Origin of the sequence: Acinetobacter sp. UBA1496 (assembly GCF_002324975.1) — a bacterium.
GTDB classification, from domain to species: Bacteria; Pseudomonadota; Gammaproteobacteria; order Pseudomonadales; family Moraxellaceae; genus Acinetobacter; species Acinetobacter variabilis.
In genome coordinates this window covers 1-23,133 of record NZ_DCRI01000034.1, presented here as the reverse complement: position 1 = coordinate 23,133, position 23,133 = coordinate 1, and the positions used below count along the sequence as shown (strand labels likewise).

25 protein-coding genes are annotated in these 23,133 nt (G+C 43.1%); 14 read left to right on the top strand and 11 right to left on the bottom strand.

Translation table 11 applies throughout. The features are described from left to right. Positions 1–509: 509 nt before the first annotated feature. The 6 genes from rpmH (at position 510) to B3143_RS03990 (ending at position 5,390) form a co-directional block, all read left to right on the top strand. The gene (gene rpmH / locus B3143_RS04015; protein WP_000831329.1) at positions 510–644 is read left to right on the top strand and encodes a 50S ribosomal protein L34; all 135 of its coding nucleotides are present in this window, start codon (positions 510–512) and stop codon (positions 642–644) included. A 29-nt stretch (positions 645–673) separates the two neighbouring features. Beyond that, on the top strand, positions 674–1,069 hold the full coding sequence (rnpA, locus tag B3143_RS04010; protein WP_261635223.1) for a ribonuclease P protein component: 396 nt from the start codon (positions 674–676) through the stop codon (positions 1,067–1,069). 9 nt (positions 1,070–1,078) lie between these two features. Beyond that, positions 1,079–1,399, top strand: coding sequence for a membrane protein insertion efficiency factor YidD (gene yidD, locus B3143_RS04005; protein ID WP_004780345.1), 321 nt, complete (start codon positions 1,079–1,081; stop codon positions 1,397–1,399). A gap of 5 nt (positions 1,400–1,404) precedes the next feature. Beyond that, positions 1,405–3,168, top strand: a complete 1,764-nt coding sequence (gene yidC / locus B3143_RS04000) for a membrane protein insertase YidC (protein WP_286739600.1) — start codon at positions 1,405–1,407, stop codon at positions 3,166–3,168. A gap of 92 nt (positions 3,169–3,260) precedes the next feature. After that, entirely contained in the window at positions 3,261–4,616 is a 1,356-nt protein-coding gene (gene mnmE, locus B3143_RS03995) for a tRNA uridine-5-carboxymethylaminomethyl(34) synthesis GTPase MnmE (protein WP_004780343.1), read from the top strand. A gap of 567 nt (positions 4,617–5,183) precedes the next feature. After that, on the top strand, positions 5,184–5,390 hold the full coding sequence (locus B3143_RS03990) for a hypothetical protein (RefSeq protein ID WP_104426796.1): 207 nt from the start codon (positions 5,184–5,186) through the stop codon (positions 5,388–5,390). 40 nt (positions 5,391–5,430) lie between these two features. On the opposite strand, the gene B3143_RS03985 is transcribed toward B3143_RS03990, so the two are convergent. Next, positions 5,431–6,576, bottom strand: a complete 1,146-nt coding sequence (locus tag B3143_RS03985) for an MFS transporter (RefSeq protein ID WP_286739609.1) — start codon at positions 6,574–6,576, stop codon at positions 5,431–5,433. 172 nt (positions 6,577–6,748) lie between these two features. After that, complete coding sequence (locus tag B3143_RS03980) at positions 6,749–7,012, bottom strand: metal/formaldehyde-sensitive transcriptional repressor (protein WP_286739598.1); 264 nt, start codon at positions 7,010–7,012, stop codon at positions 6,749–6,751. A gap of 56 nt (positions 7,013–7,068) precedes the next feature. Here B3143_RS03980 and dmeF point away from each other — a divergent pair, with 56 nt between their 5' ends. Together dmeF and B3143_RS03970 are read left to right on the top strand one after the other, a co-directional pair. Continuing rightward, the gene (gene dmeF, locus B3143_RS03975; protein ID WP_286739596.1) at positions 7,069–8,019 is read left to right on the top strand and encodes a CDF family Co(II)/Ni(II) efflux transporter DmeF; all 951 of its coding nucleotides are present in this window, start codon (positions 7,069–7,071) and stop codon (positions 8,017–8,019) included. A gap of 136 nt (positions 8,020–8,155) precedes the next feature. Continuing rightward, positions 8,156–8,854 carry a DsbC family protein gene (locus B3143_RS03970; protein WP_286739595.1) on the top strand — a complete coding sequence of 233 codons (699 nt, stop codon included), beginning with the start codon at positions 8,156–8,158 and terminating at the stop codon, positions 8,852–8,854. Between the two features lie 85 nt (positions 8,855–8,939). Here B3143_RS03970 and B3143_RS03965 read toward each other — a convergent pair whose 3' ends face one another. The 5 genes from B3143_RS03965 to B3143_RS03945 form a co-directional block, all read right to left on the bottom strand. Further along, the gene (locus tag B3143_RS03965) at positions 8,940–9,197 is read right to left on the bottom strand and encodes a GlsB/YeaQ/YmgE family stress response membrane protein (RefSeq protein WP_005233088.1); all 258 of its coding nucleotides are present in this window, start codon (positions 9,195–9,197) and stop codon (positions 8,940–8,942) included. A gap of 175 nt (positions 9,198–9,372) precedes the next feature. Further along, positions 9,373–9,900: a hypoxanthine phosphoribosyltransferase gene (gene hpt / locus B3143_RS03960; RefSeq protein WP_004780337.1), complete on the bottom strand. Its 528-nt coding sequence runs from the start codon at positions 9,898–9,900 to the stop codon at positions 9,373–9,375. 211 nt (positions 9,901–10,111) lie between these two features. Further along, positions 10,112–11,431 carry a guanine deaminase gene (gene guaD, locus B3143_RS03955; RefSeq protein ID WP_286739593.1) on the bottom strand — a complete coding sequence of 440 codons (1,320 nt, stop codon included), beginning with the start codon at positions 11,429–11,431 and terminating at the stop codon, positions 10,112–10,114. A 200-nt stretch (positions 11,432–11,631) separates the two neighbouring features. Further along, on the bottom strand, positions 11,632–12,597 hold the full coding sequence (locus tag B3143_RS03950; RefSeq protein ID WP_004780335.1) for a TerC family protein: 966 nt from the start codon (positions 12,595–12,597) through the stop codon (positions 11,632–11,634). A gap of 331 nt (positions 12,598–12,928) precedes the next feature. Next, positions 12,929–14,122 carry a sugar transporter gene (locus B3143_RS03945; RefSeq protein WP_286739607.1) on the bottom strand — a complete coding sequence of 398 codons (1,194 nt, stop codon included), beginning with the start codon at positions 14,120–14,122 and terminating at the stop codon, positions 12,929–12,931. Between the two features lie 292 nt (positions 14,123–14,414). Between B3143_RS03945 and B3143_RS03940 the strand changes: the two genes are divergently transcribed. After that, positions 14,415–14,702 carry a GNAT family N-acetyltransferase gene (locus B3143_RS03940; protein WP_004780333.1) on the top strand — a complete coding sequence of 96 codons (288 nt, stop codon included), beginning with the start codon at positions 14,415–14,417 and terminating at the stop codon, positions 14,700–14,702. Here B3143_RS03940 and B3143_RS03935 read toward each other — a convergent pair. Further along, entirely contained in the window at positions 14,695–15,048 is a 354-nt protein-coding gene (locus B3143_RS03935) for a hypothetical protein (protein ID WP_286739592.1), read from the bottom strand. The genes B3143_RS03940 and B3143_RS03935 overlap by 8 nt on opposite strands. A 202-nt stretch (positions 15,049–15,250) precedes the next feature. Here B3143_RS03935 and B3143_RS03930 point away from each other — a divergent pair, with 202 nt between their 5' ends. After that, entirely contained in the window at positions 15,251–15,721 is a 471-nt protein-coding gene (locus B3143_RS03930) for a BLUF domain-containing protein (RefSeq protein ID WP_286739590.1), read from the top strand. 57 nt (positions 15,722–15,778) lie between these two features. Here B3143_RS03930 and B3143_RS03925 read toward each other — a convergent pair whose 3' ends face one another. The 3 genes from B3143_RS03925 to mpl form a co-directional block, all read right to left on the bottom strand. After that, entirely contained in the window at positions 15,779–16,054 is a 276-nt protein-coding gene (locus B3143_RS03925) for a hypothetical protein (protein WP_286739588.1), read from the bottom strand. Between the two features lie 18 nt (positions 16,055–16,072). After that, positions 16,073–16,852: an alcohol dehydrogenase catalytic domain-containing protein gene (locus tag B3143_RS03920; protein ID WP_286739586.1), complete on the bottom strand. Its 780-nt coding sequence runs from the start codon at positions 16,850–16,852 to the stop codon at positions 16,073–16,075. 357 nt (positions 16,853–17,209) lie between these two features. Continuing rightward, the gene (mpl, locus tag B3143_RS03915) at positions 17,210–18,574 is read right to left on the bottom strand and encodes a UDP-N-acetylmuramate:L-alanyl-gamma-D-glutamyl-meso-diaminopimelate ligase (protein WP_286739584.1); all 1,365 of its coding nucleotides are present in this window, start codon (positions 18,572–18,574) and stop codon (positions 17,210–17,212) included. A 241-nt stretch (positions 18,575–18,815) separates the two neighbouring features. Here mpl and B3143_RS03910 point away from each other — a divergent pair, with 241 nt between their 5' ends. From B3143_RS03910 to B3143_RS03895, 4 genes are all read left to right on the top strand, one after another. Next, positions 18,816–19,157 carry a DMT family protein gene (locus B3143_RS03910; RefSeq protein WP_004780323.1) on the top strand — a complete coding sequence of 114 codons (342 nt, stop codon included), beginning with the start codon at positions 18,816–18,818 and terminating at the stop codon, positions 19,155–19,157. A gap of 197 nt (positions 19,158–19,354) precedes the next feature. Then, the gene (gene purE / locus B3143_RS03905; RefSeq protein ID WP_004780321.1) at positions 19,355–19,867 is read left to right on the top strand and encodes a 5-(carboxyamino)imidazole ribonucleotide mutase; all 513 of its coding nucleotides are present in this window, start codon (positions 19,355–19,357) and stop codon (positions 19,865–19,867) included. A 28-nt stretch (positions 19,868–19,895) separates the two neighbouring features. Continuing rightward, positions 19,896–21,017: a 5-(carboxyamino)imidazole ribonucleotide synthase gene (locus B3143_RS03900; RefSeq protein WP_261635217.1), complete on the top strand. Its 1,122-nt coding sequence runs from the start codon at positions 19,896–19,898 to the stop codon at positions 21,015–21,017. A 717-nt stretch (positions 21,018–21,734) separates the two neighbouring features. Beyond that, on the top strand, positions 21,735–23,030 hold the full coding sequence (locus B3143_RS03895; protein WP_286739581.1) for a lytic murein transglycosylase: 1,296 nt from the start codon (positions 21,735–21,737) through the stop codon (positions 23,028–23,030). Positions 23,031–23,133 lie beyond the last annotated feature (103 nt).

The window sequence follows — 23,133 nt, the reverse complement described above, 5'->3', positions numbered from 1 at the left end:
AAAGCTGGTGTGGATAAGTTTATCCGCAAGCTGTGGATAAAATATAGCACAAAGTTATCCACAAAGTATAAAATTAATAAAAACAGTTTTATCCACAAACTAAGCTTTTGTTTATTTAATACAAAATTACCTTTTCCACAGAAAAAGCCCGCCCTAATAGTAATAAATTTAAATTTATAAATTTGAATTTATTTATAAGATTTGGTTCTTTTGTGGATAACTGAGAAAAGTTTAAATTTAAATTCAAAACTCAGGAGTTTAATTTAGATTTCACATAAGTTGTGGATAACTATGTTGATATAAGTGTTAATAACTTATATTTGATTTTAAAACAAATGGTTATATTGTGGTTAACTTATATATAGGTATTTGAATACAATTTTTTTAATCCCTATTTACATTTTGATTCCAGTCTTATTTGAAAAGAAAATGGCTTTTGCATTGACAGCTCAAGCAATGAGCACTAAAATCGCGGACCTTTATAGAAAGATCATTTTTGGAGTTTCAATATGAAACGTACATTCCAACCATCTGAATTAAAGCGTAAACGCGTTCATGGTTTCCGTGCTCGTATGGCTACTAAAGCTGGTCGTCAAGTTCTAGCTCGCCGTCGTGCAAAAGGTCGTCACAGCTTAACTGTTTAATCAGTTAGGCTTTGCCGATTTTGGGTGTTATGACTACACTTTATAGTTTTGGTACAGAGCTTCGTTTACGCTGTGCTGCAGATTATAAAGGAGTCTTTAATGGTGCGCTTTTTAAAGTGCATCAACCCCATTTCCTTTTTCTTGCAAAACATTCCGAACTGCCAAACAGCCGTTTGGGTTTAGTTGTTGCTAAGAAAAAAGTGCGCCGTGCGCACGAACGAAATCGAGTAAAACGACTTGCTCGCGAAAGTTTTCGCCTGCATCAACAGCAACTAGATGATTTGGATATTGTGGTTATGCCTAAAGTAGGTATAGAAGCGGTACCGAACGCAGAGTTGCATCAGCAATTACAATTTGCCTGGCAGAAACTCAACCGTCTTGCCAAAAAGCATCCCAAAATAGCATCATCCTCCCCACAGAAGTAGAGATGGCCAATGGTACGTTTACTGCATTGGTTAATACGTTTCTATCAGATTGCGATTAGTCCTTTATTGGGACCACGCTGTCGTTATATTCCAACATGTTCTCAATATTCCTTGGAAGCAGTCCATACACATGGAGCTGTACGTGGTGTGTGGCTGGCTACTCAGCGTATTTGCCGTTGTCATCCGTGGGGTGGCTCTGGATATGATCCGGTTCCCCCGAAAGCGATTCGTTTTATTTCATTTCAGCAAATAGATTCTCAAACGCTTCACGTTGCTGTACCCTTTCGTGATCGTTTATTGAACCAAAATCACTCTAACCACTTGGGGTAATACATATGCAACAATGGGCCAGGATTGCAATTCTCGGAGCCATGTTTGTTGTCGCATATTTGCTCATTTTGGCGTGGCAAAAAGATTATGGCAATGCTGAAACCAAACCACAGCAAGAAGCTGCGGTTGTTTCACATGAAGTATCTGCAGATTTGCCAAATGCTCAGACGGCGACAGCCGCTTCTGATCTGCCACAAGCAAATATGCCAGCGCAGCAAGCAACGGATGCCACCGCACCTGTAAGTCAGCAGCTTATTTCAGTACAAACTGACCTTTATCATCTTTGGATCAACCCTAAAGGTGGTGATATTGTTCGTGTTGAATTACTCAATCATGACAAGAATAAAGACAGCGATGAACCATTCGTCATGCTGGAAAGCGATGCGAAACGGACTTATGTCGCTCAGTCGGGCCTGATCGGTCTGAATGGACCGGACAGCAGCCGTAATGGCCGTCCAACCTATGAGCTGGAAAAAACGGCTTATACACTGGCAGATGCCAAAGCCGCTAAAAATAAAGATGGCGAAACTGTCAAAGTACTTTCTGTACCTATGGTCTTTAAAACGGCTGATGGTGTAGAGGTCATTAAAACCTTCAACTTTACTGAAGGTGAATATCCGATAGTTGTGAATCACAAAGTGGTCAACCGCAGCGGCCAGACCTGGCAAGGTCAGATGTTCGGTCAGATCAAACGTGACAATTCCGAAGATCCAGGTAAATCTGATCAGGGGATCTTCACACTGGGTACGTTCCTGGGCGGCGCTTGGGGTACACCGGATGAAAACTACAATAAGTTAAAATTTGACAACTTTGTTGAAGAAAAACTGAATACTGAAGCTAAAGGTGGCTGGGTTGCGATGGTTCAGCACTACTTCGTGAGTGCCTGGGTGCCAGGTAACCTGAAGCTGACTCAAGCCAATGGTGAAGCTTACAGTGCAAAGCTGGAATCACGTAAATCAACTGATAACATGAATATCATTGGTTTTACTTCTCCAACTTTCAATGTGCCTGCAGGTACCGTAGCTGAAATCGATGCGACCTTCTATTCTGGTCCAAAAATCCAGTCAGAGCTCAAAGATCTGGCAACAGGTCTGAACCAGACTGTAGATTATGGCTGGTTATGGCCGATTGCCAAACTGCTGTTTGTTGGTCTTGAGTTCTTCCATGGTCTAGTGGGTAACTGGGGCTGGGCGATCATTCTGTTAACTGTACTGGTTAAACTAATCCTGTGGCCATTGTCGTCGAAGAGCTACCGCTCTATGGCGAAAATGCGTGTGATTGCACCTGAAATGCAACGCATGAAAGAAGAGTTCGGTGAAGACCGTATGCGCTTCTCTCAGGAAATGATGGCACTGTACAAACGTGAGCAGGTGAATCCACTTGCTGGTTGTTTACCACTGCTACTGCAAATGCCAATTTTCCTGGCACTGTACTGGGTACTGATGGAATCTGTAGAACTGCGCCATGCACCATGGATGTTCTGGATCCAGGATTTATCTTCAATGGATCCTTGGTTCATCCTGCCATTGATCATGGGTGCGACCATGTATATTCAGCAGATGCTGAATCCGCAGCCAACTGATCCAATGCAGGCGAAAGTGTTCAAGATTATGCCAGTGATCTTTACAATATTCTTGCTGTTCTTCCCGGCAGGTCTGGTGTTGTACTGGATTGTGAACAACTTGATCACGATCTTGCAGCAAACACTGATCAACAAGTCTGTTGCCAAAGACCGTGCTAAACGCGATGAGGCAACACCAGTCAACTAAGTTGTACTGATGGGCTGAATAAATCCGCTTAAGATGGTAATCTTGAGCGGATTTTTTTTGCTGTATTTTTAAGTTTTTTCTAGGTGAATGTTATGCTCGACCGAACTACGATTGCTGCGATTGCAACTCCCCCAGGACGTGGCGGTGTAGGTGTCATTCGCCTGTCGGGTCCCCAGTCTTATGAAATTGCCCAGGCTTTGAGCCAAAAAGATTTGCCCAAAGCCCGTTTTGCTGGGTTTCGCCAGTTCTATGATGCAGCCGGTGAAGTAATGGACGAAGGTCTGGTGATCTGCTTCCCGAATCCGAATTCCTTTACTGGTGAAGATGTGGTGGAACTGCAAGGTCATGGTGGTCCTGTGATCCAGAATGCCCTGTTGGGCCGTTTGCTGGAACTGGGTGCTACTGCAGCCAAAGCCGGTGAATTCTCGATGCGTGCCTTTGAAAATGGCAAGCTGGATCTGGTACAGGCAGAAGCGATTGCCGATCTGATCGATGCGACCTCCCAAGCGGCGGCACGGTCTGCAGTCCGTTCGCTGCAAGGGGCTTTCTCGACCAAGGTCAATACGGTATTGGAACAGCTGATTCATTTGCGTTTGCATGTCGAAGCGGCGATCGATTTCCCGGAAGAGGAAATTGACTTTCTGGCTGATGGCAAGATTTTAAATCTGCTGGATGGCGTGGCAAATGCCGTCACTCAGGTTCAGCAATCTGCACGTCAGGGACAGTTACTGCGTGAAGGTCTGCAAGTGGTGATTGCCGGTAAACCCAATGCAGGCAAATCTTCCCTGCTTAATGCCCTAGCAGGTAATGAACGTGCGATTGTGACCGATATTGCCGGAACCACCCGTGATGTATTGCATGAAAAGATCACATTGAATGGCCTGCCGATTACCCTGACCGATACTGCTGGTCTGCGGGAAACCGGCGATATCGTGGAAAAAGAAGGTATTCGCCGCGCAATTAAAGAAATTGAACAGGCCGATCTGCTGTTGCTGGTTTATGACCTGAGCCAAGGTGATGATCCATTACAACTCGCTCAAGAATATTTTGCCGAGCATCTCGAACCGAAACGCCTGATCCTGATCGGGAATAAAGCCGATTTGACCGGTGCCGATGCTGTCATGGGAGATTTTAAAGGCTTCCGTCATATTACTGTCTCAGCTAAGCAGGAAACCGGTGTCCAATCGCTCATAGATGCGATTACAGCGCATGCAGGCTTCCAGCCAGAAGAAGATACCTTTATTGCCCGTACCCGTCATTTAGACGCAATGAAGCGCACTCAAATGTATTTGGCTGAAGCTCGTGAGCAACTTGTTGTTTATAATGCAGGTGAACTGGTCGCAGAGTCTTTACGTTTGGCACAGAATGCACTGGGTGAGATTACGGGTGACTTTAGTGCGGATGATTTGCTGGGTAAGATCTTTGGATCATTCTGTATTGGTAAATAAGACTAAACGTATTTAAAAAAGCATCTTCGGATGCTTTTTTTATATCTTGTGGATTTATATTTTAGCCTTAGATTATCATTTGAAGATTTATAAGTAACTGGCTGATAAAATATTTTTATGAACTTTTGATGATATTTCGCGACAACAATTAATGCACTTGTTCAGTAAACAGGTAGCCCTTTGTGTATAACTCTTTTAAAGTAATTCATAGAAATAAATAGGAAGTGTACGTCTGATGCATGGTGTTAATAAGGTCAATCTTTTTGGTACTTTAGGTCGAGACCCTGAAACATAAACTCTTTTATTTTAAAAAATAAAATGCCCAGCGTGGGGCTGGGCATTTTAAGGTGGGATGTCTGCAAACATCCCTAAACAATGGAAAACAACTAGAGCGACTAGAATGAAAACCAAAGCTTTTTATTAAGAAATCAATATAGACTTTTCTATAACGTCAGTAAATACAATTTTCTACTTGTATCCTTATTGAGCTTTAGAGGAGTTTTGTCTTGAATTTTGGAATACTTCATTCGCGTTGCTTTTGTTGAAAGTAAATTTTAGGAAAAATTTATGCAAATGCATGTGATTCAAAACCCAATGTTTGATTCAAAATCTTTGAAGTTGATGTATGAGCAGTTATGTAGGGATTATGCCTATGCGAGTGAAATTGCCAGTATGTCAGGGCGGCATTTGAAACTTTATGGGCAACAACTTAAACCATTGCTTAGAAAGCAAATGCGAGAAATAGAAAACTTTTATCAACTAGAGTTGTTTTAGAAGATAGTTTAATAAAAGCCCTCAAATGGGGGCTTTTTTATTAGGCTTTTAGCTGCAGTTTTTGATGCCATAACCAAAGGATTAGACAGAGTGCACTGATCGCCACACAGAAACTGATCACGGCAAATCCTAAGCCGAAGTGATCAGCCAGATAACCTACCGCGATAATCGGCACAATCGTGCCCAAATAGCCTATAAACAGGTAAGTCGACATCACGGCTGCACGGTTTTGCAAGGTTGTGATCGCATGAATCACACCGAATGCGCCCATTAAGGCAAAACCATGTCCAATCCCGAATAGGATATCACTGGCGAAGAACAAGATACTTGCTTTAAGGATCATACAGAGCGCAAGACTAACCAAGCTCACCAGCATAATCATCAAGCCAATATTCAGACATTTCTTTGCAGGAACAGCTTTAGCAAAGAACTGCACCACAGCAGAAATCAGCAAAATGCAGGTAATGGCGGTACCGCTGACCAAAGGACCATGCCAGGGCAAGATATCCTGCACAAAAGACGGTGACAGTGAAGCAAATAAACTGAAAGCAGCAAAGGCATTAAATGCAGTTAATCCCACAATCATGAACACAGCATGATACTGAGGTTCAGGACGCAGTAATTTCGGTGCAATACTAAAAGGCTGGCGTTCAAAAGCAGGTGTTTTTAGCCAGAATAATCCGACAAAACACAGCACTGCCCCAAGAATAATTGGGAGGTATGGAGTAATTAATGGAGCTTGAGAAAACTGCGCAATTACCCCACCCACAAACGGCCCCAAACCAAAGCCTATGGCCGTCAGAATCGATACCAGTTGCGGTGCAAGCTGCTTGTGAGACTCTGGAATGGTTTGCATCATGCCTAGCATTGCTGAAGTGGTCATCAGACCTGAAGCAATACCAATGATAAAACGACCCACCGACAAAATCAGCGCCTTCTCGGCAAAAACTGAAATGACCAAGCCGATGCTAATAAATACCAGGCCAATTTGCAGGGTTCTTAAGAAACCAATCGTGTTGCTGGTACGTCCCAGGAATAACAAGGTACCCAGACAGCCAAACATATAGGCGACAAAAATATAGGTAATCTGGCTTGGGGATAAATGCCAGATCTGTTGATAAATGGGGTAAAGCGGGCTTGCCAGTGCTGTGCCGATAGTACCCATAATCAATGCAAGACTGACCATGGCGAAAGGTCGCCATGAGATATTTTCTGTCATGTAGCTGCCGTAAAAGTTTCACCACATTTTAAAAAGAATGATGTGGAAGAAAGAAGAGAATGGGTGGCAGTGTATCGGTTAGATGAAAAAGCGGTCAATTATCTTGCTGTAAAGAAAACAAAAATGTTGAACTAAACAATCAGCCATAACGTTTTAATAATTTTAAAAACTCAGCCAATTCTTCTTCATTAACCGCAGCTTCCCCAATGACATGCTCTCTTAAATGGGTTTCGATCAATTCATTCATCAAACCGTTTATAGCACCTTTAAGGGCTGCAACCTGTTGCAAGACCTGAATACAGCCTGCTTCAGGATTCAGGAGAGACTGCTCTACGGCGTTCATCTGACCTTGCAAGCGCCGTACCCGGTTTAATATTTTTTTATCATCATGTACATGACTCACCACAAATCTCCAAAAATAAATATACTAGGGGGGAGTATTAATGACAGTTCCCTTTTATGCAAAAACATAACGCCGATTCGCACAGCCATCAATTTGATGAAGGTAATCCACTCGCACAGAAAAAGATTCTGTTTGCCACGATTCTGACCGCCGTCATGATGGTGCTGGAAGTATTAGGGGGATGGATCTTCCAGTCAATGGCTTTGCTTGCCGATGGCTGGCATATGGGCTCACATGTATTGGCCTTGGGGTTGGCTTACTTTGCCTATAAAGCTGCCCGCCATTATAAGAATGACCCCCGCTTTAATATGGGCACCTGGCGGATTAAAATTCTGGCCAGTTATAGCAGTGCGATTTTATTGCTCGTAGTAGCCGGATTTATGGCGATTCATTCGGTAGAACGCCTATTTTCGCCAGTTCAGATTCATTATAACGAAGCCATTCCAATCGCGATTTTAGGGCTACTGATTAACCTGGCCTGTGCCTGGTTGCTGCATGATGATGGGCAGCATGATGATGGGCACCATCACCATGATCATCATCACGGAAATTCCCATCACGAGCATGATAATAATCATGGTCATCATGACTTGAACCATAAAGCAGCCTTTCTGCATGTGGTAGCTGATGCTGTGACTTCTGTTCTGGCGATTATTGCTCTATTTGCCGGAAAATATATGGGCTGGGATTTTCTCGATGCAGTACTGGGACTTGTCGGCTCAGTCCTGATTGCACGCTGGGCGATTGGCCTGCTAAAGCAAAGTGCCAAGACTTTACTGGATGCCGATATGGATGCCCCCGTGGTCGAAGAAATACGTGAAGTCATTGCTGAATATGGAAGTGATCTACACTTAACTGATCTGCATGTATCGAGGGTCGGTAAAGGTAAATTTTCCTGTTTTGTTGCCGTTCAAACGGGAATCCCTATTAGTGCTGATCAAATCCGTGAAGCGATCTCTATTCATGAAGAAATCGTGCATATCTCGGTGGAAATCAATCAGCATTAAAGGGTCAATGTTCCACGTGAAACATAATTGATTGAGTAATTTGATTTGAAAATCACGCTACATAAAATAGTCAGAATTTTCTTTGTAAAAAGACTAAAATCGGAACACATTTAACTTGGACCTGAGCAGGACATTCATGCAAATAAGAAATATGCTGCTGGCTTTGACCCTATTCCCTGGCCTCAGCTTTGCCAATGTGGATACGGTTAAAGCCAATCTGGCAAAAAACAGTTCCAACCTGAAAATTCAAAATATTCAGCCTACCGAAATGAAAGGAATCTATAGCGGTTCCATGCAGGGACAGATTGTCTATCTGAATGAAGATGCCCAGCATCTCCTAGCCGGTTCAATGTTTCGGATCCAGGACCAGCATAATCTGACTCAGGATTTATTACTCAAACAAAACAGTGTCGACTGGAAAAAGTTACCGCTTCAGGATGCAATTAAATCAGTCAGAGGGACAGGAAAACGTCAGCTTGCCATCTTTTCTGACCCAAATTGCCCGTATTGTAAACAACTTGAAGTAGAGCTGAAAAAACTTAAAGATGTCACCATTTATACCTTCATCCTGCCCTTAAAACAGCAGTCAATTGCGCCATCTAAACAAGTTTATTGTGAAAAAAATCCGACCCAAGCTTGGGAAGACCTAATTGGTCAAGGTATACAGCCTAAATCGAAAAAGAGCTGTGCCAACCCGATTGAACGTAATAAACAGCTGGCACAATCACTCGGTGTAAATGGCACTCCAGCAATTATATTCTCGAATGGTTTTAAAATCATGGGCGCTCAGCCAGCAGAACAGATTGAACAAGGCTTCAAAGAATTCGGCCTGTAAAATTCTGACCATGATCAGCAAATAAAAAAAGAGCACCTATCTAGGCGCTCTTTTTTTTATGAAAGAAACTTATTCCAAGCAGAGCTTAGATCCGTTTACGTTTAGTCACCATATTGTAGATAAACAGGATGACTATGGCACCGATCACTGAAGCAATGAAACCTGCGGCAGAATCTTGGGAGTACAAGCCCAGCATACGTCCGGCAAAGGTCGCAACCAGTGAACCGGCAATCCCCAGCAGGGTCGTAACAATGAATCCAGCCTTGTCATCACCAGGATGAATTGCGCGTGCAACCAGACCCGCAATAAAACCCACTACAATTGCAACGATAATTGACCACATCAGCATACTCCTTGTTATCATGTCTTTGTTTTTACATCAGGTTTATCTTGCGGCAAGAAAAGCCCTGAAAAAAGTCATGTCCTGCAACGGGCTGTTGCGTTTTTGTTTGCTGTGTTACTGAAATGATTCAAGAAATAAAAAAAGTGGCACGAAGCCACTTCTTTTAAACCGGTTCTTAAAGACCGATTTCACCAATAAATGGAATATGACGGTATTTTTGATCATAGTCCAGGCCATAACCGACAATGAACTTGTCTTCCACTTCAAAGCCCAGGAATTTTACTTCCAGCTCGATTTCACGACGTGAAGGTTTACTCACCAAAGTGCACAGTTCAATTGAGTTTGGCTGACGGGTTTGCAGGATTTCCAGGACTTTGCTTAAGGTATTACCTGAGTCGATAATATCTTCAACCACTAGCACATCTTTACCACGGATTTCACCGTCCAGATCTTTCAGGATTTTGACATCACGGCTCGAAATCGTACCACCGCCGTAGCTGGATACAGTCATGAAGTCGAGTTCATGTGGCTTGGTAATGGCACGACACAAGTCTGCCATGAAAATCACTGAACCGCGTAACAAACCGATAAGTACAAGCTCTTTGTCACTATTGGCATAGTGTGCATCGATTTTAGCACCAAGCTCTTTGACTTTAGCTTGAATTTCTTCAGCGGAAATCATTACGCTCATTTGAACGGTCATGGGTAGATACCTAAAAAATAAAAATAGCAAAATAAAAAAGGTGTTGACCTGCAACACCTGAATTGCAGCAATTTTAATACATCCTTGCTTGAGATGCACCTGTTTTACTTGCTGTAAATGTAATCAATTTTTGGGCTGCTGTGAATCTCTCTTCAGCGCAAAGGCACAGACGGCGACGATTGCAGCCAAAATGATCCTACGCTGACGCGATTTATTGGGCCTTGACATAGACAGCCTGTCCATAGACATAAGTTGCTGCAATATTACGGTCATCTCCCAGCATGGTCAGTGCAAAAAAGGTCTCTTCAATATTTTTGGCTCTGCTCTGACGCAGTTGTTGTAAAGCGGTGGCATTGAGATCCAGCACCACAAAGTCCGCTTCTTTGCCCACATTAAAATTCCCCAAGCGGTCATCCAGACTTAAGGCTTTCGCACCACCCAGGGTCGCATGATATAGCGACTCAAAAGCCGAAAGTTTTTCTCCTTGTAGCTGTTGCACTTTATAAGCCTCATTCAGGGTTTGCAGCTGATTAAAGGATGTCCCTGCCCCGATATCGGTACCCAAGCCGACTTTCACGCCTTTATCCCAGGCTTTCTTCAGCGGAAATAAACCGCTACCCAGGAACAGGTTTGAGGTTGGGCAGAAGGCAATCGCAGAGTCGGTTTGATGCATGCAATCCCACTCCCCTTCCTCCAGATGCACACAATGGGCAAATACGGATTTAGCACCGGTCAGCCCATAATGATGATAGACATCCAGATAGCCTTTACGTTCCGGAAAGAGTTCTTTTACCCAGGCAATCTCGTTTTTATTTTCACTGAGATGAGTATGGACATAGACATCTGGATATTCAGCTTTTAACTGACCTGCTTTTTCTAGCTGTTCAGGGGTTGAGGTTGGAGCAAAACGGGGCGTAATCGCATAAAGATTACGTCCCTTACCATGCCATTTCTCAATCAGGGCTTTAGAATCGCTATAGGCAGATTCTGCGGTATCGGTTAGGGCTTCAGGTGCATGGCGGTCCATCAGCACTTTACCGGCAATCAGTCGCATATTCTGTGCTGTAGCCGCTTCGAACAATGCTTCTACCGAAGCCGGATGAACGGTACAGAACACCAAAGCTGTGGTTGTACCATTCTTCAGCAGTTCCTGAATAAAGAACTGTGCAATTTTCTGGCTATAAGCTGGATCCTGAAACTGGATCTCAGTCGGGAAGGTATAAGTATTTAACCATTCCAGTAGCTGTTCACCATAGGCACCGACCATTTCGGTTTGGGGGAAATGGATATGGGTATCAATAAAACCTGGCACGATCAGCTGCTCAGGATAATGAGATACCTGCACTCCTTCAGGCAGATGCTGCTGCCCCTCTTCCCAGCTGCCAAACCATTGAATCTCACCATTCTGGCTGATGAGCAAGCCATCTTCTACATATCGCACTTGGTCGTGAATTTCACGCGCTTGGGCAACCGTATTCTTGATATCCAGGAAGCGACCGCGTATTGCCGTCGTTGCAATGATAGAAGACATTTAAAACCTGCGCTTTTTGATTTTTTCGATTGATTGTAGCTGAAAAAATTAGCATGTTTATATGAACATTCATATTTAACCATGCGTATTTTTTATGAGATCAGACAATCACGAATAATTTCAACAGAGCGTGCGTATGCAGCTGAGCTTATAGACAAATAAAAAAGCCTGCATCAGCAGGCTTTTTTTTATGATTAGCTTTACAGCGTAGTTTCGTTATGTTTCTTGCTATGACGAATCGACAAGATCGCAGTCACTGTCAAGACAATCACAATAAAGCTCAGTGAAATCCAGATCGGCATATGGAATACATCCAGCATCAACATCTTAAAGCCGATAAAGACCAGAATCAAACCTAGGCCATAAGGCAGATAATGCATTTTTGAGGCTGCACCTGAGAGCAGGAAGAACATTGCACGCAGGCCTAAAATTGCCATCAGGTTCGCAGTAAGCACAATGAAGGGGTCGGTGGTGACAGCAAAAATAGCCGGAATAGAATCGACTGCGAAGATTACATCAGAGGCTTCGACCAGAATCAGCACCAAGAATAACGGCGTTGCCCAAAGCAAACCATTTTGACGGACAAAGAATTTATCGCCCTGAAGTTGCGGGGTGATACGCATATGTTTACGTAGCCATTTCAGAATGGCCATATCTTCAATATTGCTGTCTTCTTCATGCTGACCACGCAGGAATTTGAAGCCGGTATACACCAGGAACGCACCGAAGAGATACAGAATCCAGGAGAATTCCTGTACAAACCAGGCACCAATAAAAATAAAGATTGTTCTGAGCACAATTGCACCCAGTACACCATATAACAGCAATTTACGTTGTAGCGCTGGTGGAATGGCAAAGGCGGCAAAGATCATCAGCCAGACAAAGACATTATCAATTGCCAAGGATTTTTCCAGCAGATAACCGGCAAAGTATTCCATGACCTTAGTATTGGCAATTGCCGCACCTGCAGTCTGCTCCAGATACAGCCATAATCCACCACCAAATAAAGTCGCGACACTGACCCAGGCGATACTCCAGTAGGCAGCGGTACGGACTTTTACTTCCTGACCATGCTGATGTTTAAAGCCGACAAAATCGATCACCAGCATGACGGCGACAATTGCGAAAAAGACAAGATACAGCCAGAGCGTACCAATTGTTTCCATGTGAATTCTCCACATCGGACGACTGGCCATAAAAAAACCTTGACCAGCTGCCAGATGAAAAACATCTATAACAACATGATCAAGGTCTTGCCTACATCTTAGTGCTTCACTTTTTTATATCAAGTGTGACCTAAAGATGCTCAGATACCGACTTTTTGCAAAGTGTAATGACGATATTCTGACACGTTTAAAAACTGAAATTTCATTCTTAAACGTTTGGAGGAGGCTACTCCCCTTGTTCAAACTCAATTCTGTTTGAGCAATTGCTCAATATCAGATGAGCATGACAGATTTTATGCATAATCACAAATTATTTTACAAAAAGCAGCGTTTAATCAGCGGCTTTGGGCAAAAAGTCTAGGCGCTGAACCAAATAAAGACTAAGCAGAAATCCAAGGATCGCCAGCCCTGCGCCTACCCAGCCAATGTTCGATAGCCCAATCTGAAGCGTGACTATACTGCCAAGCAAAGCTCCTCCGCCAATACCGACATTATACAGGCTTGAATAAATGGCCATAGCAACATCGGTGGCATCTGCAGCCAGGTTCAAGGTTTTGGATTGTAGGGCCAAGCTGAAACCAATAATGCTCATACCCCACAGCAGAGATAGGCCAGACAAACCTGTGACTGTGCTCGACAGTGGTAATAACAGCAGCATGGAAATAACCAATCCAAAAGTAAAAGTAGGAATAGTCATTTTCGGAAACTGCGCAGCAAAACGGCCAAACAGATAGGAGCCTAGGAATCCTGCCCCGCCATAAACCAAGAGTAAAGTCGTGGTTTGGGCTGAATCAAACCGGGCGATATTCAGGGAAAACGGTTCAATATAACTATAAGCGGTAAATTGCGCCGTAATCACCAGAATGGTGAGGGTAAAGACTAGCATCAGGCTTGGACGTTTGATCAGGCTTTTTAAGCTGCTGAGGGAGCCTGAATTGACACTTGGAAGCAATGGCAAGGTTTTGGCCAGAATCAGGCAAATGATCAATGCGAGACACGCAATCAGGGCAAAACTATTACGCCAGCCATACGCCTCACCAATCATCCGGCCAAATGGAATACCGAGCACCATCGCCATCGCCGTTCCAGTAGCCAATAAACCAAGTGCCTGAAACTCTTTACCTTTCGGTGCAACCCGAACCGCGAGTGAAGCGGTAATCGACCAGAACAAGGCATGTGCGATGGCAATCCCTATCCGGCTGATCACCAGCGTGCTAAAACTCCAGGCAAAATAGGACAGCACATGACTTAAAATAAAAACTGCAAAGATCAGCATCAGCAGAAAACGCCGTTCTATGGCTTTGGTAAGCAGCATGATCGGAAGGGAAAGTAAGGCCACGATCCAGGCATAAATGGTCAGCATGATGCCGGCCTGAGTGGCGGACATGGCAAAGCTTTGCCCGATTCCACTCAGTAAGGCCACAGGAATAAATTCAGTAGTGTTAAAAATAAAAGCCGCGCAGGCTAAAGCGATGACACCAATCCATTGCTTGGTGACGGAAGAAGCGGAAGATGAGTCAGACATACGAAGTTGCATGCAAAAAGATGCTGCATTCTAATCCTGTCTTTCTGAATTAGGGAGTAGTTAAAATTAAATTTTTGGGTTGACATGCGATGACTCAAACTGCATCACCCTCAATCAGGCAAAATAGAGAAATAAAAAGTTATCAATATTTGAAAAAATTCACAGGAAATGATGAAAGAAAATAAAAAATTTCATCTAATATTAAAAACTTAACAATAATTCATATTATTTCTTGAGGAAGATGTTTTAAATTAAATAAACCAATAATTTTATCAAGGGATCAGCCTTCAGTATGGACATTCAACATCAAGATTCAAAACGCGGCGGTGTATTTTTTATGGAGGAAGATGGTCGACGTCTTGCTGAAATTACATATCAGTGGCAAGAAGCATCGACCATCGTGGCTGATCATACCTGGGTAGATAATTCCTTACGCGGTCAAGGTGTAGCACGCAAAATGCTGGATGTGCTGGTCGATTTTGCCCGCAAGAATAGTTTAAAAATTATTCCCCAGTGTTCCTATGTAGATGTCATGTTTAAACGTGATCGCAGCCTACAGGATGTTGCAGCTGCTATTTAGCAATTGAATTAAACTTATCCAAAATAGAGATATGTTGTAATTTGCCCTCAAGTGCAGGTACAGAAATACGCTGCAGCAGGTTATATACGCCATAACCTGCCATCAGGCCTATGCTGTTCCATAACACTTCTTCATATTTACCTAACAGCATAAGTATTCCCATCGTCAGGCTTACACTGATATAAAAAAACATACGACGGCGAACAAACTGTAAAAGCGTCCAGCCTATAAAAACTGAACTGAGCAGAATATTGGTCTCTGTCGTCAAGGCCAGTTCATTTAGCATAATCAAAAGCATAAAACATATACACAACAACGCTACAGTGAAAATCAGATCTTTTAACATCAGGTTTCACTCCTTCATTATTATCGCTATATATCTGAAATCATTGATTTCCTCTCAGAAGGTAATTGTTAGAAGTTTTCTTTGGAAAAGCAAACCTAAAACAATGTAAGCAAAAACGGATATTTGCTTAAAAAATGATCGACTTAAATTAAAATAATTGATTAAATTATGCTTTTAATTCTTTCTTCAGTGAGATGACCTTATGCTACAGCTTTGCTACGCCAGTGAGCGGATAGAATCTGAACAAGAGTTATTACAGGATCTTAGCGATATATTATCTGTAGCGAGAAAATTCAATAAAGCTCATCAGATTAACGGGGTTTTATATTATTCCCACGGCAAGTTTTTTCAATGTCTGGAAGGTGAAGCGGACGTGGTAGAAAATCTGTTTCAGAGTATTTGCCGTGATCCACGCCATCATCAGGTGCTTCGCTTTCAGGATGCAACGGTAGAACGTCCACATTTCTCGGAATGGTCGATGAAATATGTGCATAAACATAGTGAGATTTCTTCTTTATTTTCACGTTTCGGTTTAGGCCAGTTTGAACCTCATGCACTGCAACAGGAACAGTTGGGCGGATTCCTGGAACTGCTCTATCGTCTGGATGAAAATCAGGCCAATCTTGCTTCTCCTCAAGGTTATAAACAGCGTGGTTATATTCCCTATCTTTAATTGACGCTAAAAAATAAAAAAGTCCGCTATGCGGACTTTTTTGTTGCCGATAATGATCTAAGTCATTTCAATCATGACCTTTAAAGCCTTTTCGTCAGAGGCATGTTTAAACACATCATAGGCCTTTTCAAATTCAGCAAACTTGAAGTGATAGGTGGCCAGTTTTTCCAGTGGCAATTTGCCGGAACAGCAGGTCTTGAGCAGCATGCCGGTGGTATTGGTATTGACCGGGCCTGTGGTAATAGTCAGGTTTTTAATCCAGAGTTTATTCAGTTCAAAATTGACGGATTTGCCATGTACACCGACATTGGCCAGATGGCCACCCTCTTTCACAATGTGTTGGCAAATATTCTAGGTGGCTTCCAAGCCCACCGCTTCAATAGCACAGTCCACCCCTCGCCCCTCAGTGAGGTACAGTACACGTTGAATGGCATCTTCATTGGCTGAATTCACGGTATGGGTGGCCCCAACAGTTTTGGCAAATTCCAGCCGGTTATCATCGACATCAACCATGATGATATTGGCTGGAGAATAAAACTGGGCAGTGAGCAAGGCACTCATGCCAATCGGGCCGGCACCGACAATCGCCACATTGTCTCCCGGTTTGACCTGACCATATTGCACACCAATTTCATGGGAGGTCGGCAAAATATCGGAAAGAAAGACCGCAACATCTTCATTCAGACCTTCTGGTAGGTGATAGAGAGAAGTGTCGGCAAATGGGGTTCGGACATATTCGGCATGAGTGCCGTCAATTATATAGCCCATGATCCAGCCACCCTCGTTTCTACAATGGGCATACAGCTGTTTCTGGCAGTTTTCACAGGTGCCGCAGCGGCTGACACAGGAAATAATCACCCGCTCGCCCTTTTTAAAGTTTTGAACTGCGGAACCGACTTCTTCCACAATACCAATACCTTCATGACCGAGAATCCGGCCATTAAAGCTGCCAGTTTTTTCTTTTGCAACCTCCTCAATTTCGGGATTTTTACCTTTCCAGCTACCGAGGTCAGTACCACAAATGGTGACTTTGCTAAGTTTGATAATGGCATCAGTAGGTTGCAGAATTTGGGGAATGGGGAGTTCTTCAAAGCGGATATCATTGGCGCCGTAATAAACCATGGCTTTCATTGTTGTTATGACAGATCTCCTAAGGAAATGAGGGTCTGAACAAGAGAGATAAAGCTATTTTTTTTGCTGACTTTGTACCTTGGAAAATAATCAGGAGGGTGGAGAATGAAAGAGAATGGAAATGCTGTTGTTCTTATTGATTGTGCCTAGAGCACTCAAAGACTGCAATGAGTCTTATGTTCAGATTGCAACAAAAGATAATGAAAAGAAGAAAGATAAATTTTAGCTGTTTTAATAGTAAAATAAGAAAGTTGATTTGAACTTGAATGAGGTTCAATTTTCTTAAGAAAAGATAGAAAGCGAATTTAATTTTTAAAATAAAAAAGCCCGCAATTACGGGCTTTTTCATATAAATTTTTAAGCTTTTAAAGCGCTAATCAGTTTCTGATGTAGCCCGCCAAAACCGCCATTGGACATGATCACCACGGCATCGCCCTCACCTGATTCAGCCACTACGGTCTGGATAATCTCATCCAGAGTACGTGCGACTACAGCTTTATTTGGCGCAGCGTCAATTACCGGTTGCAGATCCCAATCCAGACCTTCAGGTTGATACCAGATCACCTCATCGGCTAGACGCGCGGAATGTGCCAAACCATCTTTATGGCTGCCCATACGCATGGTATTGGAACGTGGTTCAATAATCGCCCACAGTTTACGTTCACCGAGACGCTTGCGTGCGCCATCAAGGGTGGTATCAATCGCGGTTGGGTGATGGGCAAAGTCATCATAGACTTCAATGCCGCGTACAGTGTCCAGCAGTTCCATACGGCGCTTAACACCGCCAAAGTTTGAAAGTGCTTCACAAGCCATTTCAATAGAGACACCGACATGTTCAGCAGCAGCAATCGTTGCTAGTGCATTGGCTACACTATGCTGACCCGTCATATTCCATTTCACTTCGCCTTTTACGATACCGTGTTGCAGTACCTTGAAGTGAGAACCATCTTCTGAAAGCTGTTCAGCATAGAGCTCAGATTTTTCATTGGCATCTAATGAAGTACGAACCACAGGCGTCCAGCAGCCCTGCTCTAGCACTTCATCAATATTCGTTTCAGTAATTGGCGTAATAATGCGGCCTTCACTTGGAATGGTACGCACTAAATGGTGGAACTGTTTCTGGATCGCTGCCAGATCATCAAAGATATCGGCATGGTCAAATTCCAGATTGTTCAGAATCGCTGTTTTAGGATGGTAATGCACGAACTTGGAACGCTTGTCGAAAAAGGCAGAATCATATTCATCGGCTTCGACACAGAAGTATTTCCCGCCACCTAAACGCGCACTTTCAGAAAAGCCAAGCGGTACACCGCCAATCAGGAAGCCAGGTTCTAAACCGGCCTGATCCAGTACCCATGCCAGCATGGTGGTAGTTGTGGTTTTACCATGCGTACCAGCTACACCTAAAACGTGTTTACCTTGCAGGACATGATCTGCCAGAAACTGTGGACCTGAAATATAAGGCAGGCCTTCATTCAGCATATATTCTACAGCATCAATACCACGTTTCATGGCATTGCCGACAATGATCAGATCCGGATGCGGCTGTAAATGGCTGCGGTCGTAGCCCTGCATTAAAGTAATGCCTGCATTTTCCAGCTGGGTCGACATCGGTGGATAAACGTTTTGATCCGATCCTGTCACCTTATGGCCTAGATCACGTGCCAGTAATGCCAGTGAACCCATAAAGGTGCCACAAATACCCAAAATATGCAGATGCATCTACTTCACTCCATTTTGCCTGACACATCACTTTGTACTGGTGCTGTTGCCATGATTTATTCGATTTGCAAGCAACGATAGCAAGGCTTTGACCGAAAAGATAGTCAAAGTTCAAGCATTCCTGCGGGATTTTTTAAATCCTGTTTCACAGACAAATTCAGGGAAATTTTCAAGCTTCCGGAATATCTTTTGGCAAAATAAATCGTAAAATAAGCCCGAACTTTTTGCAGAGTGCATGCAGATGCTACCGGCTCTATTTCTTCTGGTGATTGCTAACTGTTTTATGACCTTGGCCTGGTATGGACATCTCAAATTCCTGCCGCATGATGCACCACTGTGGCAGGCGATTTTATTTAGCTGGGCGATAGCCCTGTTTGAATATAGCTTGATGATTCCAGCGACTAAATTATTAGCCCAACAGGGACTGGCTGTAGGTCAAATGAAAATTACCCAGGAAGTCGTCACTCTACTGGTCTTTGTTCCCTTTATGATTTTCCTGTTCAAACAGCCGTTTAAACTGGATTATTTATGGGCAGCGCTGTGTCTGTGTGGCTGTGTCTATTTTGTATTCCGCAGTTCCTGAAATCATTTACTAGCCACTACTTCCCTATTTTTATTCCAGTTTTTAAGAATCCGCTAAAAAAATAAGAAAAATCGAGCCTTGCTTTGACCGTTAAATTTTATGAAGCTGAAAAATCAGTCTATAATATGCATTCCTATTCAAGCTTGGCTCTCTCGTCGAGATTTATCTTTCTTACTTTAATCTCTGGAAAATTTGCAATGAATGCGGCTGCTGCACAAGATACTCCTCTCGTAGGTATTATCATGGGTTCTCAATCAGATTGGGCAACTCTCGAACACACTGCCAAAATGCTCAAGCAGCTTGGTGTCCCATTTGAAGCCGAAGTCGTTTCCGCACACCGTACCCCGGACCGTCTGTTTGAATATGCTGAACAAGCGCGTGATCGTGGTATTCAGGTGATTATTGCCGGTGCAGGTGGTGCAGCGCATTTACCAGGTATGTGTGCAGCCAAAACTGATTTGCCAGTACTAGGTGTACCCGTCAAATCTTCGATCTTAAATGGTGTCGATTCATTGCTTTCTATCGTGCAAATGCCAGCGGGTATCGCCGTAGGAACATTGGCGATCGGTCCTGCCGGTGCAACTAATGCAGCCATTATGGCAGCACAGATTTTAGGTTTAACCCGTCCAGAGATCGCAAAAAATGTCGCAGATTTCCGCGCGGCACAAACCGAGAAAGTCGCAAGTAACAATATTCCAGGTCAAATGTAAGTCCAAGCTTAATACGGGATCAAACACAATGGATAAAACCATCGGTATTTTTGGTGGCGGCCAGTTAGGTCGGATGATGGCACAAGCCGCACTACCTCTAAATATTCAATGTACGTTCTTTGAAGCCAATACGGACTGCCCTTCTGCGGCTTTAGGTCCGGTTTTCTCCACCAAAGCTGTAAATGGCTTGCAGGACTTTATCAATAGCGCAGATGTCTTTAGCCTGGAGTTTGAAAATACACCATTGGCTGATATCGATGTTTTAACGCAAAACAAAGATCTGCATCCACCACGTCAGGCTTTAGCCATCGCACAGCATCGTCTGTCTGAAAAAGCCCTATTTGATGAACTGGAAATTCCGGTTGCACCGTATAAAGCGGTGACTTCACTGGAAAGCTTGCAGGTGGCCGTGGCTGAGCTTGGCTTGCCGATCGTGCTAAAAACCTCTCGTGGTGGTTACGATGGTAAAGGTCAGTTTGTTTTACGTTCAGCTGATCAAATTGATCAGGCTTGGGCGGAACTCGGCCTTGCTGGTGAACTGATCGCAGAAAGTTTTGTGACTTTCTCGCGTGAAGTATCGATCATTGCGGTACGTGGTCAAAATGGTGATGTGAAAACCTGGCCATTGGCTGAAAATCATCACCACAACGGCATCCTGTCGCACTCGATTGTTCCGGCACCCAATAGTGCGGATCTGCAACCAGTCGCGCAGGATTACATCACTCGCTTGCTGAATCACTTGGATTATGTGGGTGTATTGACTCTTGAGCTGTTTGTGACAGACACAGGCCTGTATGCAAACGAGATGGCACCACGTGTGCATAACTCAGGTCACTGGTCGATTGAAGGCGCTGTTTGCTCGCAGTTTGAAAACCATGTTCGTGCGGTCGCAGGTCTGCCACTGGGTTCAACTGAAGTGGTGCGTCCAACCGTGATGGTAAACATTATCGGTCAGCATCCCAAATCTGAAGATGTCCTGGCTTTAGAAGGCGCTCACTTGCATCTATATAACAAGTCAGAGCGTGAAGGTCGCAAGATTGGCCACATCACTTTGATGCCAACTGATAGTGCTCAGCTGACCACTTTATGCCGTCAACTGGCGAAGATTTTACCGAATCCATTGGCATTGAGCGAAGATATAACCATCTAAGCTCTAAGCTGCTGATAAAAAAAGCGATCACTTCGGTAATCGCTTTTTTATTTGTCCAGATTCAGGCATGATTGCGCCTCTTTAAAAATCCCCTGCCATTGGTCGGATCATTTTTAAAATCAATTGCTTGTAAACTGATCAATTGAGTATAAATATAATAACTCAATTTGCTGCTATTTTGAGCTGAATTCTAGGTTATTCACTTGTGGATAAACTTAACATTGAGTTTGAATTTAAAACTGGAAATAGGTTTTGAATTTAAATTCATAAAAATAAATTCAAATCTAAAGCTGAACTTTGAATTTAAACTTTGCTGTTTAAATTTAAATTCAAAAATATGAATTTAAATTTAAAAGCTGATTAATGAATTTAAAGTTTTGAATTTAAAAATAGTTACTTCTAATAAAAATGAATTTAAAACAGAAATACTATATACCATAAGTCTTTGATTGATTGAAGAATCCTGATTTAAAGGTAAGTTATCCACAATAATTTTTTAAATTCAAAAGTGTTTTCCTGAGTTTTGAATTTAAATTTAAAAATAAGATTAATTTGAATTTAAAATGAGTTTGTGGATAAGTTTTTAAATTTAAAAGCTACAAAATGAATTCAAAAGTGTAGGAATTATGAATTTAAATTTACGTATTGGCGCTTTAATTTTCATCATGAACTGCTAAGTTAGAAACATAATTCAAAATCTAAATATTTAAGGGTCTTATGCAACGGCTTGCACTTTTTGTTGGTTCTTTGGTTTTAGCTGCTACACAGGCACAGGCAGAACTGATTATTAATGGTCAGCGTGTGACATCAACGGATATGTCTTCTGTGCCGAGCAGTCCGGTCAATTATGCGTCCCAAAATAATTTTCAGAATTGTCTTGCCAATTTGCGCAGTCAGGCGATTGCACAAGGCGTAAGTGGTTCAACCTACGATCGTTATACGCAAAATTTAACACCTGATTATTCTGTGATTGAAAAGTTGAATTATCAGCCTGAGTTTTCGACCCCAATCTGGGATTATCTGTCCGGACTGGTGGATGAAGAACGTGTACAGCTGGGTCGACAAAAACTGCAGCAACATCGTGAGGTATTAAACCGGATTAGCGCAGCCTATGGAGTGCCGGCAGAAACGATCGTAGCTGTATGGGGCGTAGAAAGTAACTTTGGGGATATTTCCGGAAAATATCCTTTATTACAGGCCTTGGGTACCTTGAGTTGTGAAGGTCGTCGTCAAAGTTATTTCCGTGGTGAGTTCTTTACCACCATGAAATTGCTGCAACGGGGTGATGTCTATGAAAACCAATTAAAAGGTTCGTGGGCAGGGGCTTTTGGTCATACCCAGTTTATGCCATCGACTTATGATGAGCTGGCGGTTGATTTTGATGGGGATGGTCGTCGTGATTTAGTCGGCAGTATTCCTGATGCACTGGCTTCTACAGCCAATTTCCTGAAAAAACGTGGCTGGCAGACTGGCCAACCTTGGGGTTTTGAAGTAAAAATTCCACAAGGTATGTCTGTTTCAGGCGAAGGCCGACGCAATAAAAAATCACTGAGTAGTTGGATGAACCGTGGTGTGGTGCGTGCTGATGGTACTGCGCTATTACAGGGCAATTTATCCGAATCTTCTCAGGCTGGCTTATTGGCACCTGCAGGCGAAAATGGCCCGGTATTTTTAGTCTTTAAAAACTTTGATGCTATTTACAGCTATAACGCAGCAGAAAGTTATGCTTTAGCGATTGCACATTTATCTGACCGCTTACAAGGTAAAGGAAGTATCCAGGCAACTTGGCCAACCGATGATCCAGGTACGTCACGTGCGGAACGTCGCGAGATCCAGCAATTCCTGTTAAACCGTGGTTATGATATTGGTGAGGTAGATGGTCTGATTGGGGATAAAACCCGTCAGGCGATTCGTCAGGAACAAAACCGTTTAGGTTTAAGCCCGACCGGTCGTGCAGGGCAGCAAATCCTGCGTGCATTTAGAAATGAAAATGCCAAACTAATGATGCGTTAGGAAAAATTTAGATATGATCTAAATATGATTCTTCATTATAAAAAAGGTCTACAAATATGCAGACCTTTTTTATAACTATATATAGTAGACCTCTTGCGAAAGT

Bases quoted from the DNA above. Each gene is read 5' to 3' on its own strand.
- dmeF (WP_286739596.1), top strand. From the start codon at position 7,069: ATGCAAAAACATAACGCCGATTCGCACAGCCATCAATTTGATGAAGGT.
- B3143_RS03945 (WP_286739607.1), bottom strand. From the start codon at position 14,122: ATGTCTGACTCATCTTCCGCTTCTTCCGTCACCAAGCAATGGATTGGT.
- yidD (WP_004780345.1), top strand. From the start codon at position 1,079: ATGGTACGTTTACTGCATTGGTTAATACGTTTCTATCAGATTGCGATT.
- rnpA (WP_261635223.1), top strand. From the start codon at position 674: ATGACTACACTTTATAGTTTTGGTACAGAGCTTCGTTTACGCTGTGCT.
- B3143_RS03940 (WP_004780333.1), top strand. From the start codon at position 14,415: ATGGACATTCAACATCAAGATTCAAAACGCGGCGGTGTATTTTTTATG.
- B3143_RS03935 (WP_286739592.1), bottom strand. From the start codon at position 15,048: ATGTTAAAAGATCTGATTTTCACTGTAGCGTTGTTGTGTATATGTTTT.
- B3143_RS03985 (WP_286739609.1), bottom strand. From the start codon at position 6,576: ATGGTCAGTCTTGCATTGATTATGGGTACTATCGGCACAGCACTGGCA.
- B3143_RS03970 (WP_286739595.1), top strand. From the start codon at position 8,156: ATGCAAATAAGAAATATGCTGCTGGCTTTGACCCTATTCCCTGGCCTC.
- B3143_RS03920 (WP_286739586.1), bottom strand. From the start codon at position 16,852: ATGAAAGCCATGGTTTATTACGGCGCCAATGATATCCGCTTTGAAGAA.
- B3143_RS03990 (WP_104426796.1), top strand. From the start codon at position 5,184: ATGCAAATGCATGTGATTCAAAACCCAATGTTTGATTCAAAATCTTTG.
- B3143_RS03965 (WP_005233088.1), bottom strand. From the start codon at position 9,197: ATGTGGTCAATTATCGTTGCAATTGTAGTGGGTTTTATTGCGGGTCTG.
- guaD (WP_286739593.1), bottom strand. From the start codon at position 11,431: ATGTCTTCTATCATTGCAACGACGGCAATACGCGGTCGCTTCCTGGAT.
- B3143_RS03895 (WP_286739581.1), top strand. From the start codon at position 21,735: ATGCAACGGCTTGCACTTTTTGTTGGTTCTTTGGTTTTAGCTGCTACA.
- rpmH (WP_000831329.1), top strand. From the start codon at position 510: ATGAAACGTACATTCCAACCATCTGAATTAAAGCGTAAACGCGTTCAT.
- B3143_RS03900 (WP_261635217.1), top strand. From the start codon at position 19,896: ATGGATAAAACCATCGGTATTTTTGGTGGCGGCCAGTTAGGTCGGATG.
- mpl (WP_286739584.1), bottom strand. From the start codon at position 18,574: ATGCATCTGCATATTTTGGGTATTTGTGGCACCTTTATGGGTTCACTG.
- yidC (WP_286739600.1), top strand. From the start codon at position 1,405: ATGCAACAATGGGCCAGGATTGCAATTCTCGGAGCCATGTTTGTTGTC.
- B3143_RS03950 (WP_004780335.1), bottom strand. From the start codon at position 12,597: ATGGAAACAATTGGTACGCTCTGGCTGTATCTTGTCTTTTTCGCAATT.
- purE (WP_004780321.1), top strand. From the start codon at position 19,355: ATGAATGCGGCTGCTGCACAAGATACTCCTCTCGTAGGTATTATCATG.
- mnmE (WP_004780343.1), top strand. From the start codon at position 3,261: ATGCTCGACCGAACTACGATTGCTGCGATTGCAACTCCCCCAGGACGT.
- hpt (WP_004780337.1), bottom strand. From the start codon at position 9,900: ATGACCGTTCAAATGAGCGTAATGATTTCCGCTGAAGAAATTCAAGCT.
- B3143_RS03910 (WP_004780323.1), top strand. From the start codon at position 18,816: ATGCTACCGGCTCTATTTCTTCTGGTGATTGCTAACTGTTTTATGACC.
- B3143_RS03930 (WP_286739590.1), top strand. From the start codon at position 15,251: ATGCTACAGCTTTGCTACGCCAGTGAGCGGATAGAATCTGAACAAGAG.